The sequence below is a fragment of the Cellulosimicrobium sp. BMG9.22 genome, assembly GCF_059159975.1.
This window is the reverse complement of record NZ_JBZGBY010000016.1, coordinates 1-13,885: the sequence shown is the minus strand read 5'-3', so window position 1 is coordinate 13,885 and position 13,885 is coordinate 1. Positions and strand designations below refer to the sequence as shown.

The window sequence follows — 13,885 nt, the reverse complement described above, 5'->3', positions numbered from 1 at the left end:
CGCGTCCGGTCAGCCGCCGCGGCGCTCCGGCCAGGGCGCGTCGGCGGGGCGCAGCGACGCCCAGCCGTCCGCGCGCGACGCGGCCGCAGCGAGGATCCCGACGACGGCGGACGGGTTGTGCAGCTCGCCCGCCAGGACGGCGCGGACGGCGTCGTCGAGCGGCACCCACCGCAGCTCCATGCCGAGCTCCTCGGCCTCGCGCGCGAACAGCTCGCCGTCGGGCACGGGCGACAGGTCGCGGGCGAGGAACACGCGCAGGGCCTCGTTCGAGCCGCCGGGCGTGGTGAAGTAGTCGGCGAGGACGTGCCATTGCGCGGCGCGCAGGTCCGTCTCCTCGGCGAGCTCCCGGATCCCGGCGAGGCGTGCGTCCTCGCCGTCGACGTCGAGCAGGCCCGCTGGCACCTCCCAGAGAAGCCGTCGCACCGGGTGACGGTACTGGCGCAGCAGGAGGACGCGGTCGTCCTCGTCCAGCGCGACGATCGCGACGGCGCCCGGGTGATCGAGGTACTCGCGGGTGACCCGACCGTCGTCGAGCTCGACGACGTCGGACCGGAGGTCGAACACGCGGCCGTGGTGCACGACCGACGTGTCGACGACCTCGCGTGGAGCGAGGGCGTCGATCGTGGGCGAGACGGCCCCGGACGCGGCGGACGTCGGCGCAGCCGCGCCCGGCTCGGCGCCCATCAGTCCGCCTGGTTCTCGATCGCGGCGGCGATCAGCCCGGCGAAGAGCGGGTGCGCGCGCGTCGGGCGTGACTTGAACTCCGGGTGTGCCTGCGTGCTCACGTAGTACGGGTGCACGTCCGCGGGGAGCTCAACGAACTCGACGAGCGAGGAGTCGGGCGACGCGCCCGAGACGACGAGGCCGGCCTCCTCGAGCCGCGCGCGGTAGGCGTTGTTCACCTCGTAGCGGTGCCGGTGACGCTCCGAGACCCGCTCGGACCCGTAAGCCTCGGCCACGACCGAGCCGGGGACCAACGCGGCCTCGTACGAGCCGAGGCGCATCGTGCCGCCGAGGTCGCCGTCGCCGCCGACGATCGCGAGCTGCTCCTCCATGGTCGCGATGACCGGGTCGGAGGTCTCCGGGTGGAACTCCGTCGAGGACGCGTCCGCGATGCCGAGCACGTTGCGCGCGTACTCGATGACCATCGACTGCAGACCGAGGCAGATGCCGAGCGTCGGCACCTTGTTCTCGCGCGCCCAGCGCAGCGCGCCGAGCTTGCCCTCGATGCCGCGCACGCCGAACCCGCCCGGCACGAGCACGGCGTCGACGCCGTGCAGCGCGTCGTCCGCGCCGGCCGGGGTCTGGCACTCGTCGGAGGCGACCCAGCGGATCGTGACCTTGGCGTCGTTCGCGAAGCCGCCCGCGCGGAGCGCCTCGGTGACCGACAGGTACGCGTCGGGGAGATCGATGTACTTGCCCACGAGGGCGACCTCGACGCGCTGCGCGGGGGTGTGCACGCGCTCGAGGAGCTGGCTCCACCCGTCCCACTCGACGTCGTGGAACGGCAGACCGAGGCGCCGCACGACGTACGCGTCGAGGCCCTCGGAGTGCAGCACGCGCGGGATGTCGTAGATGCTCGGCGCGTCGATCGCGTTGACCACGGCCTCGTTGTCCACGTCGCACATGAGCGCGATCTTGCGCTTCACCGGCTCGGGGACCACACGGTCGGCGCGCAGCACGATCGCGTCGGGCTGGATGCCGATCGAACGCAGCGCGGCGACCGAGTGCTGGGTCGGCTTCGTCTTCAGCTCGCCCGACGGGCCGATGTACGGCACGAGCGAGACGTGGAGGAAGAAGACGTCGTCACGGCCGAGCTCGTGGCGCACCTGGCGCGCCGCCTCGAGGAACGGCTGGGACTCGATGTCGCCGACCGTGCCGCCGACCTCGGTGATGATGACGTCGACGTCCTCACCGGCCTGGGCGCGCATGCGGGACTTGATCTCGTCCGTGATGTGCGGGATGACCTGGACCGTGTCGCCCAGGTACTCGCCGCGCCGCTCGCGAGCGATGACCTGGGAGTAGACCTGGCCGGTCGTGACGTTCGCGGACGCCTCGAGGTCGACGTCGAGGAAGCGCTCGTAGTGGCCGATGTCGAGGTCGGTCTCGGCCCCGTCCTCGGTGACGAACACCTCGCCGTGCTGGAACGGGTTCATCGTCCCGGGATCGACGTTGAGGTACGGGTCGAGCTTCTGCATGGTGACGCGCAGGCCGCGCGAGCGGAGCAGACGACCGAGGCTGGACGCCGTGAGGCCCTTGCCGAGTGAGGAGGCGACGCCGCCGGTGACGAAGACGTGCGCGGTGCGGTGCTCGGAGCGAGCGCCCGAGGCGTTGAGGCGGGAGGAGGGCCGGTTCAGGTGATCTGCCACGGAACTCCATCCTAACAGCGTGCCCGACGACGGCACGCGGGCCGCGACGTCGGTCGCCTCACACCCGGGCCCGGGAGGATCAGGACGGGGCGTCCGCCTCGGCCGAGTCGTCCGGACCGCGACCGCCCGTGCCCCGACCGCGGCGCAGGAGGTCCAGGAGCGCGCCCCGGTCGGCGACGAGCGACACACCGACCACGATCGCACCGGCGACGGCGGCCGCGAGCACCCCGACGCCCACGGCGGGCAGCCAGGCCGCGTCGTCGGGCAGGAGCCCGCGCGACACCGCGGAGCCGGCCAGGGCCCCCAGCGCCACGCCGACCGTCACGACGACGAGCGTGCGCGGCACTCCTCTCGTCGCCTCACGGCCGGCGTACCGGCGCGTCGCGACGAGCAGGCCGAGGCCCGCGACCGACATGCCGATCGCCGTCGCGAGCCCGAGGAGGACGAGCACGCCGGCCTGGTCCCGTGCGCCCGTGACCGCGGGCAGCGCGTACGCGGCGACGGCGACCACGAGCCACCCCGCGGCCGTCACGACGACGGCGACACGCTGACGGTCGATCGTGTACAGCGCGCGCGACAGGTGCAGGATCAGCGAGAAGCCGACGATGCCGACGGCCATCCCGGCGACCGCGTCCCCGAGGCCGACGACGGAGCCTTTCGCGATCTGGGCGAACACCGCCTCGACGGCGTCGGACGCCGCGATCAGCGCCGCCGCGCCGAGACCGGCGACGACGAGCAGCGTGCGCGTCGTCGTCGCGAGCAGCCGGCGGTAGGCGTCGTGCCGGTCGTGCGCGACGTGCTCGGCGAGACGCGGGAACGTGCTCGTCGCGAGCGGGAAGGCGAGCACGGCGTACGGGAGCAGGTACACCTGCTGCGCGAACCAGTAGGTCGGGAAGGTCTGCTCGGGCCCGTACCGGTACGAGGCGCCGAGGATCGCGAGCACCGAGAGCTGCTGGGCGACGAGCGCGCCGATCCCCGCGAACGCGAGGTTGCGCGCCCGGACGGCCTCGCCGCCGCCGAAGCGCAGCGTCGGGCGCAGCCGGACCCCCGCCCGGTGCACGGGCAGCACGAGCGGCAGCGCGAGCACTGCGACGCCCGCCGTGGTCCCCCACCCGAGCCACGCGATCGCGGCGCCCGAGAGGGCCGCGACGTCGCCCTGGTCGCCGTCGGCGAGGCGCTCGAACACGAGGAAGACGACGATGACGGCGACGCTCGACAGGAGCGGCGAGAACGCCTGCCAGAAGAACCGCTTGTGCGCCTGGAGGATGCTCCCGAGGACGACGGCGATCCCGTAGAGCGGCACCTGCAGCGCGAACACGCGCACGAACGTCGCCGTGACCCCCACGAGCTCGGGGTGCTCGCGCATCAGCAACGTCGCGACCGGCTGCGCGAGGAGCGCGAGGAGCGCCCCGAGGGGGACGAGGACGACGAGCGTCCACCCGAGCATCGCGGACGCGATCCGCGAGACGTCGGTGCCCGCACGCCGCGCGATCGGTCCCGCGAGGAGCGGGACCACCGACCCGGCGAGCGCTCCCCCGGCCGCGACCTCGAACAGCACGTTGGGCAGGAGGTTGGCCGCCTGGTAGGCGGAGCCGACCCCCTCGGTCCCGACGGCCGCCGACTGCACGAGCGAGCGCGCGAACCCGACGAGCCGGCTCGCGATCGTCACGACCGTGATCATCGCGGCGGCGCCCGCCAGCGTGCCCGTGGCGGCGCGCAGCCGCCCCGACCGCGTGCTCACGCCGGGCGCCGGCCCCACGCGTCCACGCGCCGGAGCGCGTCGTTGCCCTCGATGACGCGCGAGAAGCTCACCTTCTCGCTCGCGAGCGTCAGCCCGACGACGCCCGCGAGCGCGAGCCAGCGCAGGGAGCGCGGTGCGGTGAACGCGACCTGCGAGCCGAGGGCGGCGCCGAGCGCGTTCGCGCCGCAGTCGCCGAGCATGTCGCGCTCTGCGAGGTCCCCGGGCGCGGCGGCGGCGGCCGCACCCAGGACGGCGCCCGTCGTCGGCGCGGCCGAGGTGGCGAGGAACGGCGCCGACACGGCTGCGGCCGCCTTGAACGCGCGCCCGGGGCGCAGGTCCAGGAGGTTGAGCAGGTTCGCGGTGCCGGCCACGAGCGCGCCGTTGACCCCGACGTCGACGAGGTGCGCGAACGCCCCTCCCGTGCGACGCGTCCCGACCGCTGCGGCCACGAGCGCCGTCGCGCTGATGCCCAGGACCTTGAGGCCCCCGGTCGTCACCGTGCCGCGCGCGAGGGCGCCCAGGTGCCCCCGGAGTCCCTTGGTCCGCGTGGCGGTGTCCTCGGCGAGGTCGTCGACGAGGCCGAAGGTCCCCGCGCTCGCCGTCGCGAGCGCGACGGCGCCGCGCGTGCGGGCGTCACCTCCGCTCGCGAGGGTCCCCGCGACGAGACCCGCGGCGACGGCCGGCCCCTCGAGCAGGCTGATGGGCTCGCCCCGGTGGTTGGTCCGGGTCCACCGCTCGGCCCCGCCGGGCGGGCGCGGGTCCGCGGCACGCCGCACCGCCGTGGTCATGACGGCGGCGACGCCCGCCGCGGCGAGCGTCGACAGGAGGCGCCCCACGTCAGCCCTCCCCCGCGCCGTCGGCGGTGGGTGCGGTGCCGGCGGTCTGCTCGGTGCCCGCGGCGTCGCCCGCGGCGGCGTCCTGCGCACCGGCGGTCCTGGTCACCGGCGGCAGCTCGACGGCGGGCGGGAGCACCGCCGTCGCGCTCTCCTCGAAGCCGTACTGCCCGACCTGGTCCGCGAGCCGTGCCGCGAGCGCGAGCGGGACGCTGATCCGGCCCGGCTCGGCCTCGACACCGCTCACGGTGGAGAGCGTCGCGGCGAGCTCCTCGTCGCCACGGATCGTCGAGACGACGTCGCCGCCCACCGCCGTGGGCCCGGCGACGAGCGCCGCGTCGGCGACGTCCTGGGCCGCGACCGCGACCTGGACCTCGATGTCGACGACGTAGGTGTCCGGAGCCGGAGCCTCTTCACCCTCCGCGGCGGGCGTCGTCTCGGGCGCCGGCCCGGCCAGCAGCAGGATCACGTCGGCGGGCAGCGTCTGCTCCGAGACGACGTCCACGAGGGCGAAGCGCTCGAGGAGCGCCTCGAGCTCGATCGCCTCGGGGCTGCGCACCTCGGTGCTGGCGGCGGTCGCGCCGGTCAGGGACAGCGCGAGCGCACGAGAGAGCCTCTGCTCGGCCGTGGCGTCCTGCGGGACCTCGCCCAGCTTGTCACCCAGGCCGTCCGCGACGGTCGCCCGCGCGCTCTCCTCGTCCTGGCTGGTCCACGAGTCCGTCAGGCGGACGTGCCCGACCACCGACGCCCCTGCGCTCTCGAGCTGCTCCGTGATGGCGGCGTCGCGCTCCGCGTCGGCGCCGTCGAGGTCGACGACCGCGACCCGGCGGTCCTGGAGCGATCCCGCGACGAGCTGCGGCCCGGCGGCCTCGATGAAGCGGGCGTCGTTGTCGACCATGACGTTCGCCGCGTCGAGCTGGTCACGCAGGTCGTTGCGCTCGGTGCGCAGCTGCTCGACCTGCCCCGTGAGCTGGTCGCCGATGGCGCCCTGGAGCGGGCCCGCGCCGAGGATGATTCCGACGGCCAGGGCCAGGAAGACCGAGATCAACGAGACGATGTGGTACCTGAAGTCGATCACTGTGCGGTGGTGTCCTTCGGTGAGTGCTGCTGCATGCTGGCGATGGTCAGGGGTGCGCCGGCGCGCGCCGGTGCGGGGTTGCGGCACGGCCGACGACGGCGGCGGTCACGTGCCTGGGCGTCAGCCGCCGCCCGCGAAGAGCGACCCGACCCACGACCACAGGTCGTCGAACCGGGCGCCGACGATGCCGAAGAACGTCTGCCCCGCGGCGGTGGACCAGAGCGCCGCGACGACGGCGAGCAGACCCGCGACGGAGAGCAGCCAGAGCTGCAGGTTCGAGATCCGGTGCCGGTACAGGCGCGAGACGCCCTTGGCGTCCACGAGCTTGCCGCCGACACGCAGGCGCGTGAGGAACGTGCTGGCCATGCCGGCACGGCCCTTGTCGAGGAACTCGACGAGCGTCGCGTGCGTGCCGACGGCGACGATGACCTCGGCACCCTTGTCGTCGGCGAGGAGCATCGCGATGTCCTCGCTGGTGCCCGTCGCGGGGAAGACGACCGGTTCGACCCCGAGAGCCTGGACGCGCTCCAGCCCGGGCGCCTTCCCGTCGCGGTACGCGTGGACGACGATCTCCGCGCCGCTGCTCAGTGCGCGGTCGGAGACCGAGTCCATGTCGCCGACGATCATGTCGGGCTTCCATCCCGCGTCGAGGATCGCGTCCGCACCGCCGTCGACCCCGATGAGCACGGGGCGGTACTCGGTGATGTACGGGCGCAGCGTCGCGAGGTCCTCGCGGTAGTGGTAGCCGCGCACGACGATGAGGACCTGACGTCCGTCGATGGCCGTGCGGATGTCGGGCACGCCCACGCCGTCGAGCAGGAGGTCGCGCTCGCGCCGCAGGTAGTCCATCGTGTTCTCGGCGAACGACTCGATCTCGGCCGACAGGTTCGCGCGCGCCTCCTCGAGGCTGTGCGCGACCGTCTCCTGCGTCTGCCGGACGCCCTCCGCCACGAGGTCCTCGCCCAGAAGCACCTTGCCGCCGTCGAGGCGCAGCTCGCGTCCGTCGGGGATGGCCATGATCGCGGGCCCGAGGTCGTCGACGAGGATGATCCCGGCGTCGACGAGGATGTCCGGGCCGAGGTTGGGGTACCGCCCCGAGACGGACCGGGCGGCGTTGAGCACCGCGACCGGCTTCGCGGCCACGAGGGCGTCGGCCGCGACGCGGTCGATGTCGACGTGGTCGATCACCGCGACGTCGCCGGGGTGCAGCCGCTTGGTCAGCGCCTTGGTGCGCGCGTCGACCTTGGCCGGGCCGAGCGTGCCGGAACCGGCCTCCTGCGGGGAGGCTTTGCGCAGAGTGAGTCTCATCGTCGCCTATCGTCCCACGACCGACGACTCGAGAAGCTCCGTCGCGTGCCGACGGGCCGCGTCGGAGTCCTCCTGCCCCGACAGCATCCGCGCGAGCTCGCGCACCCGGTCCTCACCCGTGACCTCGCGCACACCGGTGACGGTGACCGGTCCGGACGGGTCGGCGTCGGCCTGATCGCCGGTGTCGCCGGAGCCCGACGACTTCGTCACGACGAGCTGCACGTCCGCGAACGCCGCGACCTGGGCGAGGTGCGTCACGACGACGACCTGCGCCCGGCGCGCGAGTGCCGCGAGCCGCCGGCCGACCTCGACCGCGGCCTTGCCGCCCACCCCGGCGTCGACCTCGTCGAAGACGAACGTCGGCAGCACCTGGTCGCCACCGTCGGTACCGTCGACCGCCGACGTCGCAAGAGCCACCTCGATCGCGAGCATGACGCGTGAGAGCTCGCCGCCCGACGCCCCCTTTCCCAGCGGGCGCGCCGGTGCCCCGGGGTGCGCGACGAGCGAGAAGGTCACGGCGTCGGCACCCCACGGACCCGGCTCGTCGGCACGCTCGACGTCGACACCGAGGCTCGCTCCTCCCATGGCCAGGCCGCGCAGCTCGTCGGTCACGGCCGCCGCGAGCTCGGCCGCGGCACGCTCGCGCGAGGCGGTGATCGCGGTGCCGACCCTCTCGAGCTCGGCATCGAGCTCGCCGCGCCGGTCGGTCGCCGCTCGCAGCCGCTCACCGCCGTCGTCGAGGTCGAGGAGCCGCAGCCCGGCATCGCTCGCCCACGCGAGCACGTCGTCGATCGTCTCGCCGTAGCTGCGGGTGAGCGTGCCGAGCTCCGCGAGCCGGGCGTGCGCCGTCTCGAGCCCCGCCGGGTCCGCCGCGAGGTCCTCCACGTACCCGGAGATCTCCGTCGCGACGTCCCCGAGCGCGTAGCCCACCTCCGCCAGACGCTCGGCGAACCGGGCGAGGGCGGGGTCGGTGTGCGCGGCGGACTCGAGCGCGCGGCGCGCACGGTCCACCGAGACGACGGCGGTCTCCTGCTGCTCGGTGGCGTCGTCGCCGGCGACGGCGTCGTGGGCGGACTGGGCCGCGACGCGCAGCTCCTCGACGTTCCCGAGGCGCGCGACGAGCGCGGTGAGCTCGGCGTCCTCCCCCGGCTGCGGCGCGACCCGCTCCACCTCGGCCAGCCCCAGGCGCAGCAGCTCGGCCTCGCGCGCCCGCTCGCCGGCGCGCTTCTCGATGTCGTCGATCTCCGCCTGGAGCGCGACGCGTTCGGTCCACGCCTCCCGGTACTGGCGGAGCAGCGCGGCGTGCTCCGGGCCCGCGAAGGCGTCCAGCGCGACGCGCTGGCGGCCCGGGGTCCGCAGCCGCAGCTGGTCGGACTGGCCGTGCACCGTGACGAGGTCGTCCGCGATCTCGGCGAGCACCGCCTGCGGGACGCTCCGACCGCCGAGGTGCGCGCGCGAGCGCCCCTCCGCGGCGACCGTGCGCAGGATCACGACCGTGCCGTCGTCGTCCACGTGACCGCCCGCGTCGTCGACGCGCCGCGCGACGCCCGGGCGGTCGACGACGCGCACGCGGCCCTCCACGACAGCGCTCGCCGCGCCCGGACGCACCGTCGCCGGGTCGGCCTTGCCGCCCATCAGCAGGCCGAGCCCGGTGAGGACCATCGTCTTGCCCGCACCGGTCTCGCCCGTGATGACCGTCAGCCCGTCCCCGATCGGCACGCGCGCCGCCCGGATGACACCGAGGTTCTCGATCGCGATCTCCTCGAGCACGCTCACCCCTCCTCGTCGGCGGTACCGGCCGCGTCGTCCTCGACCGCGCGCGCGTCGGCACCGCGGCCGTTCGCCGCCGCCGCGCTCGCTGCGCGCTCGCGCCACCCCACGACCGGCAGCGAGAACTTCGACACGAGCCGGTCCGTGAACGGCGCCGTGCTCAGCCGTGCGAGCCGCAGCGGGGTCGCCCCGCGCCGCACCTCGACGCGAGACCCGTTGGGCAGGTCGATCCTGCGCCGCCCGTCGCACGTCAGCACGCCCGACGACGCCGAGTGCGGCAGCACGTCCACCGTGATCGTCGAGCTCGGGCCGACGACGAGCGGTCGCGCGAACAGCGCGTGCGCCGCGAGCGGCACCACGAGCACCGCGTCGACGTCGGGCCACATGACCGGCCCCCCGGCGGAGAACGCGTGGGCGGTCGAGCCGGTCGCCGTCGCCGTGACGACGCCGTCGCAGCCGAACGACGACAGCGGACGTCCGTCGACACCGATCACGACCTCGATCATGCGCTCGCGCTGTGCCTTCTCGACCGTCGCCTCGTTGAGCGCCCATCCCACCAGCGGTTCGGTGCGACCGGGCAGGTGGGCGCGCACGTCCACGACGGTGCGCTCCTCGACCGTGTAGTCGTGGTCGGCCAGCCGTTCGACGGCGGCGCGCAGGTCCTCGCGCTCGCTCTCGGCGAGGAAGCCCACGTGGCCGAGGTTCACCCCGAGCAACGGGACGTCCGTCCCGTGCGTGAGCTCCGCGGCGCGCAGGATCGTCCCGTCGCCGCCGAGCACCATGACGACCTCGGACTCCGTCACGCCCTCACGCACGCGGGTCCGCGCCATGTGGTCGCCGAAGGTCTCCGCCAGGTCGTCGTCGTGCAGCGCGACGCTGAAGCCGGCGCGCTCGAGCTCGCTGACCGCCTCACGCAGCGCGACGACCGCCTCCGGGCGGCCGCCGTGGGTGACGATCAGCACGCGACGCGTCACGGTGCTCCTCCAGCCAGGTGTGGGTCCCGGTCGACGTGTCCGCCACCGGTCGGGGTCTTCGAGGTCTGCGCGCCGGCGGGCGGCACGAGGACGACCGGTGGTGGCCCGGTCTCAGGTCCCGGTTGCCAGGCCACGGCGCGACGCACGGCCGGTTCGAGCTCGGCGTCGTCGACCGGACGCGGGTCGCCGGAGCGCAGCCACCAGAAGTACTCGCGGTTCCCGCTCGGCCCCGGCAACGGGCTCGGGACGACCGCGATCGCCCGCAGCCCCACGAGCTGCGCGTGGCGCGCGACGGCGACGACGACCTCGACGTGCAGCTCCGGGTCGCGCACCACGCCCCCGCTGCCGATGCGCTCGCGCCCGACCTCGAACTGCGGCTTGACGAGGAGGAGCAGGTCCGCTCCCGGCCCGACGACCCCCGCGACCGCGGGCAGCACCATCGCCAGCGAGATGAAGGAGAGATCCCCGACGACGAGGTCAGGGGACGCCCCGACGTGCTCGGGCACGAGGTCGCGGACGTTGAGCCCCTCGTGCACCACCACGCGCGGGTCCGCCCGCAGCTCGGGGACGAGCTGGTCGTGCCCGACGTCGACCGCGACCACCCCGCGCGCCCCGCGGCGCAGCAGGACGTCCGTGAACCCCCCGGTCGAGGCGCCGAGGTCCAGGCACAGCGCACCGTCGACGACGGGCGTGGACGGGACGCGTGCCGGGCCGTCGTCGGGATCGAGGGCGCCCAGGGCGTCGAGCACGCCCGCGAGCTTGAAGGCGGCGCGCGAGGCGTACCCGGGGTCGTCCGGGTCGGTCGTCACCGCGAGGGTCGTCGTCGGCCCGACGTGGAGCGCGGACTTCGACACCAGGACACCGTCGCGCGTCACCCGGCCCGCGGCGACGAACTCCGCCGCGTGGCGTCGGGACCGGGCGAGCCCCCGACGCACGAGCTCGCTGTCGAGGCGCCCGCCCTCGCGCTCCGCCACGCTCAGTCCTCCGTGCGGGCGAGCTCGGCGACCAGTGCCTCGTGCACCGACTCCAGCACGCGCGCGTGGTCGGCGATCGCCAGGTCGTCCAGGCCGTCGAGGAGGGCGAGAGCGTCGTCGAGCTGCGTCCGGCCTGCAGCCTGGGAACCCTGCCTTGGCGGCGGCACGGGCACCGGGCGTTCCCGCTCGTCGGTCATGTGCTGCCTCCCGCCTGCTCGTCGTCCCCGTCCCGGGCGTCCGGGCTCACGCTACCCGCACCGTCCCACGCGCCGGTGCCAGCCTGCGTCCCGGCACGCCGTGCCGCACAGAGCGCTCGCCACTGCGGCGCAGGTGCGACAGCCGTCAGTGCGTCCCGACGGGAAGGTCCGGCACGCTCGCCGGGTCGACCGGCCCGCCTGCGTCCACCGCGGCCCACGCGGCCGCGGCGGCGACACGGACGGTGTCGATCGTCGCGGTCCCGCGCACGTCCAGCCGGAGCGCCCCGTCGTCGACCCGGGCCGCGCTGTCGCCGCAGGTCCACCACCCGTCGTCAGTCCGCGCGGGCGCGGGATGGGCCTCGAGGAGACAGCGCAGGTCCGTCCCGACATAGTGCGGCCGCAGGCCTGGCTCAGCGAGCACCGCGTCGCGGGCCGTGCTGACACCCGTGAGGACATGGAGCCCCGGGTACCCGCCGGCACGTGCCCCCGCGAGGTCGGTGTCGAGGCGGTCGCCGATCACGAGCGGCGCCTGTGCGCCCGCGCGGTCGACGGCCAGCGCATACATGGTCGGCGACGGCTTCCCGGCGCTGTCCGGCTCGACACCGGTCGCGGCGCGGACCGCTCCGACCAGCGAGCCGTTGCCCGGTGCGAACCCGCGCGCCGTCGGCAGCGAGAGGTCGAGGTTGCTCGCGACGTGCCACGCCCCGCGCTGCACGGCGTACGCCGCCTCCGCGAGCTGCGCCCACCCGAGCTCGGGCGCGAAACCCTGTGCCACCGCGTCCGGGTCGTCCTCGGCGCTCTCGACGATGACGAACCCGGCGTCGTGCACCGCGGTGACGAGACCGGCCCCGCCGACCACGAGCACCTTCGCCCCGGGGTCCAGGCGCGTGCGCAGCAGCGCCGCCGCCGCCTGCGCGGCCGTCATGACCTCGTCGGCCGTCGTCGGGATGTCGAGCCCGCTGAGCTGCTCGGCCACCGAGCCGGGCTCGCGCGACGCGTTGTTCGTCACGAACACCAGCCGCATCCCGCGCTCCCGCGCGGCGGCCAGCCCTGCGGCCGCGTGATCGATGGGCTCGTGCCCGCGATAGGCGACCCCGTCGAGGTCGACGAGCGCGAGGTCGTACCGCTCGGCGAGCGGACGCTCGCTCGCGAGGAGTCCCGTGCTCACCGGGCGCCCTCTGCCGCCTCAGGGCCCGCAGCGTCCGTCCCGTCGGCGCTCTCTGCGCCGTCGTCGCCGTCCTCCGCGCTCGCCGGTTCCTCGGTGAGGTCGTACACGATGACGTCCTCAGTCGGCTGGCCCAGAGCTGCCGCGAGGACGTCCGCGTCGATGCCCGCCAGCAGCTCGGCCGCCTCGTCCGTGCGGCCGGCGACCTCGAGGACGGAGGCACGAGCCTGGAGGACCCGGACCCCCAGCTCTCCACGCCTCCCCACGGCGGGCACCTGGTCGAGCGCTGCCAGGGCCGCGTCGAGCTCACCCAGGTCGACGCGCGCGCCGCTCGTGACCATCGCCAGCTCGGTGCGACCGACATCGTCGAGCGTGGCGGCCTCGACCGACGCGGCGAGGGCGAGCGCGCGCTCGGGGCGCCCGAGACCCCGCTCGCAGTCCGCCATGACCGGCAGGTGCTCCGAAGACCCGTTGAGGCGGCGCACGGTCCGGAGCTCGCGCAACGCCTCGGCGTAGCGCCCGGTCCGGTACGCGGTGAGCCCCGCGGCCTCCCGGGCGACGTCCACGCGACCCGCGCGGCGCACCGCCGCCTGGGCGTGCTCGTACGCCAGCTCCGGGTCGGAGTCGATGAGCTGCCCCGCCATGACGAGGTGCCGTCCGACGACCTCGGCCGTCTCCTTGCTCAGCGTGCGCAGCCGGCCGCGTGCCGCACGGTCCAGCTGCGAGAACTGCACGTCCTCGGGCAGCTCCGGGCCTGCGGGGTGACGGGGCTCGGGGCGCTGGTCGGCCCGCTCGCGGTCCCGGCCGGCCCCGGCGCGCGGCGCGTGCCCGCGACGGTCCTGGCCCGCGCCGGAGGGGCCCTGACGGCGGTCGCCGTCGCGGTCGGGACGCACACCACGCGCGTCCGACCCGGGCCGGCCCCGGTCGTCGCGGCGCGCACCCCGGTCGTCCCGGGCCGAGTCGTCGTACGGTCGGCGAGGTCCACGCGCGGAACCGTCGCGCGCGTCCTGACGACCGCCGCGGTCGCGACCATCCTGTCGACCGTCGCGTCCGCCCGAGGGACGGCCACCCTCCGCGGGGCCGCCGCGTCGTCGGTCCGTGTCACCGGCACGTGCTGCGTCTCCCGAACGGCGGGGACGCCCCAGGGCGTCTCCAGAACGCGCACGTCCCGAACCCTCGCTCGAGCGAGGGCGACCGGTCGCGTCGCCTGAGCGACGCGCTCCACGGTCGTCCGGCCGGCCGGTCCCCTGCGAACGATCGGGCCGTGCGTCCTTGTCCCGACGACCCGTACGGTCCTCGCCCGTGGTCGGACGCTCTCGCTCGGGCTCGTGAGCCGTGTCGTTCACCAGGATGTCCCTCTCGTGTCTTTCGATGCGCAGAACATCTTCCCACGTCGCGCAGTCGCGCGGGGGGTGGTCACCGCGAGCTCGACGCTGCGCCAGGTGCGCAGGGTGCTCTCGGGACGCGGGGCGTTCT

12 protein-coding genes are annotated in these 13,885 nt (G+C 75.0%); all 12 read right to left on the bottom strand.

All coding sequences use genetic code 11. The features are described 5' to 3' along the window. Positions 1-9: 9 nt before the first annotated feature. The 12 genes from AC4H2H_RS12000 to AC4H2H_RS11945 all read right to left on the bottom strand — a co-directional run bounded on the left by AC4H2H_RS12000 (position 10) and on the right by AC4H2H_RS11945 (position 13,302). Entirely contained in the window at positions 10-684 is a 675-nt protein-coding gene (locus tag AC4H2H_RS12000) for an NUDIX domain-containing protein (RefSeq protein WP_494371040.1), read from the bottom strand. Then, positions 684-2,369, bottom strand: coding sequence for a CTP synthase (pyrG, locus tag AC4H2H_RS11995; protein WP_494371039.1), 1,686 nt, complete (start codon positions 2,367-2,369; stop codon positions 684-686). The genes AC4H2H_RS12000 and pyrG overlap by 1 nt, the downstream gene beginning before the upstream one ends. A 79-nt stretch (positions 2,370-2,448) precedes the next feature. Continuing rightward, positions 2,449-4,110: a murein biosynthesis integral membrane protein MurJ gene (murJ, locus tag AC4H2H_RS11990; protein WP_494371038.1), complete on the bottom strand. Its 1,662-nt coding sequence runs from the start codon at positions 4,108-4,110 to the stop codon at positions 2,449-2,451. Further along, positions 4,107-4,946 carry a hypothetical protein gene (locus tag AC4H2H_RS11985; protein WP_494371037.1) on the bottom strand — a complete coding sequence of 280 codons (840 nt, stop codon included), beginning with the start codon at positions 4,944-4,946 and terminating at the stop codon, positions 4,107-4,109. The genes murJ and AC4H2H_RS11985 overlap by 4 nt, the downstream gene beginning before the upstream one ends. A 1-nt stretch (position 4,947) precedes the next feature. Then, positions 4,948-6,021, bottom strand: coding sequence for a copper transporter (locus AC4H2H_RS11980; protein ID WP_494371036.1), 1,074 nt, complete (start codon positions 6,019-6,021; stop codon positions 4,948-4,950). A gap of 120 nt (positions 6,022-6,141) precedes the next feature. Further along, positions 6,142-7,329, bottom strand: a complete 1,188-nt coding sequence (steA, locus tag AC4H2H_RS11975; RefSeq protein ID WP_494371035.1) for a putative cytokinetic ring protein SteA — start codon at positions 7,327-7,329, stop codon at positions 6,142-6,144. A 6-nt stretch (positions 7,330-7,335) separates the two neighbouring features. Continuing rightward, on the bottom strand, positions 7,336-9,099 hold the full coding sequence (recN, locus tag AC4H2H_RS11970; RefSeq protein WP_494371108.1) for a DNA repair protein RecN: 1,764 nt from the start codon (positions 9,097-9,099) through the stop codon (positions 7,336-7,338). Positions 9,100-9,101: 2 nt separating this feature from the next. Continuing rightward, entirely contained in the window at positions 9,102-10,073 is a 972-nt protein-coding gene (locus AC4H2H_RS11965; RefSeq protein WP_494371034.1) for an NAD kinase, read from the bottom strand. Then, entirely contained in the window at positions 10,070-11,047 is a 978-nt protein-coding gene (locus AC4H2H_RS11960) for a TlyA family RNA methyltransferase (protein WP_494371033.1), read from the bottom strand. Before AC4H2H_RS11960 ends, AC4H2H_RS11965 begins: the two co-directional genes overlap by 4 nt. Positions 11,048-11,049: 2 nt before the next feature. After that, positions 11,050-11,244, bottom strand: a complete 195-nt coding sequence (locus AC4H2H_RS11955) for a hypothetical protein (protein ID WP_494371032.1) — start codon at positions 11,242-11,244, stop codon at positions 11,050-11,052. 145 nt (positions 11,245-11,389) lie between these two features. Continuing rightward, on the bottom strand, positions 11,390-12,412 hold the full coding sequence (locus AC4H2H_RS11950) for an HAD-IIA family hydrolase (RefSeq protein ID WP_494371031.1): 1,023 nt from the start codon (positions 12,410-12,412) through the stop codon (positions 11,390-11,392). Then, positions 12,409-13,302, bottom strand: coding sequence for a hypothetical protein (locus AC4H2H_RS11945; RefSeq protein WP_494371030.1), 894 nt, complete (start codon positions 13,300-13,302; stop codon positions 12,409-12,411). Before AC4H2H_RS11945 ends, AC4H2H_RS11950 begins: the two co-directional genes overlap by 4 nt. Between the last annotated feature and the right edge of the window lie 583 nt (positions 13,303-13,885).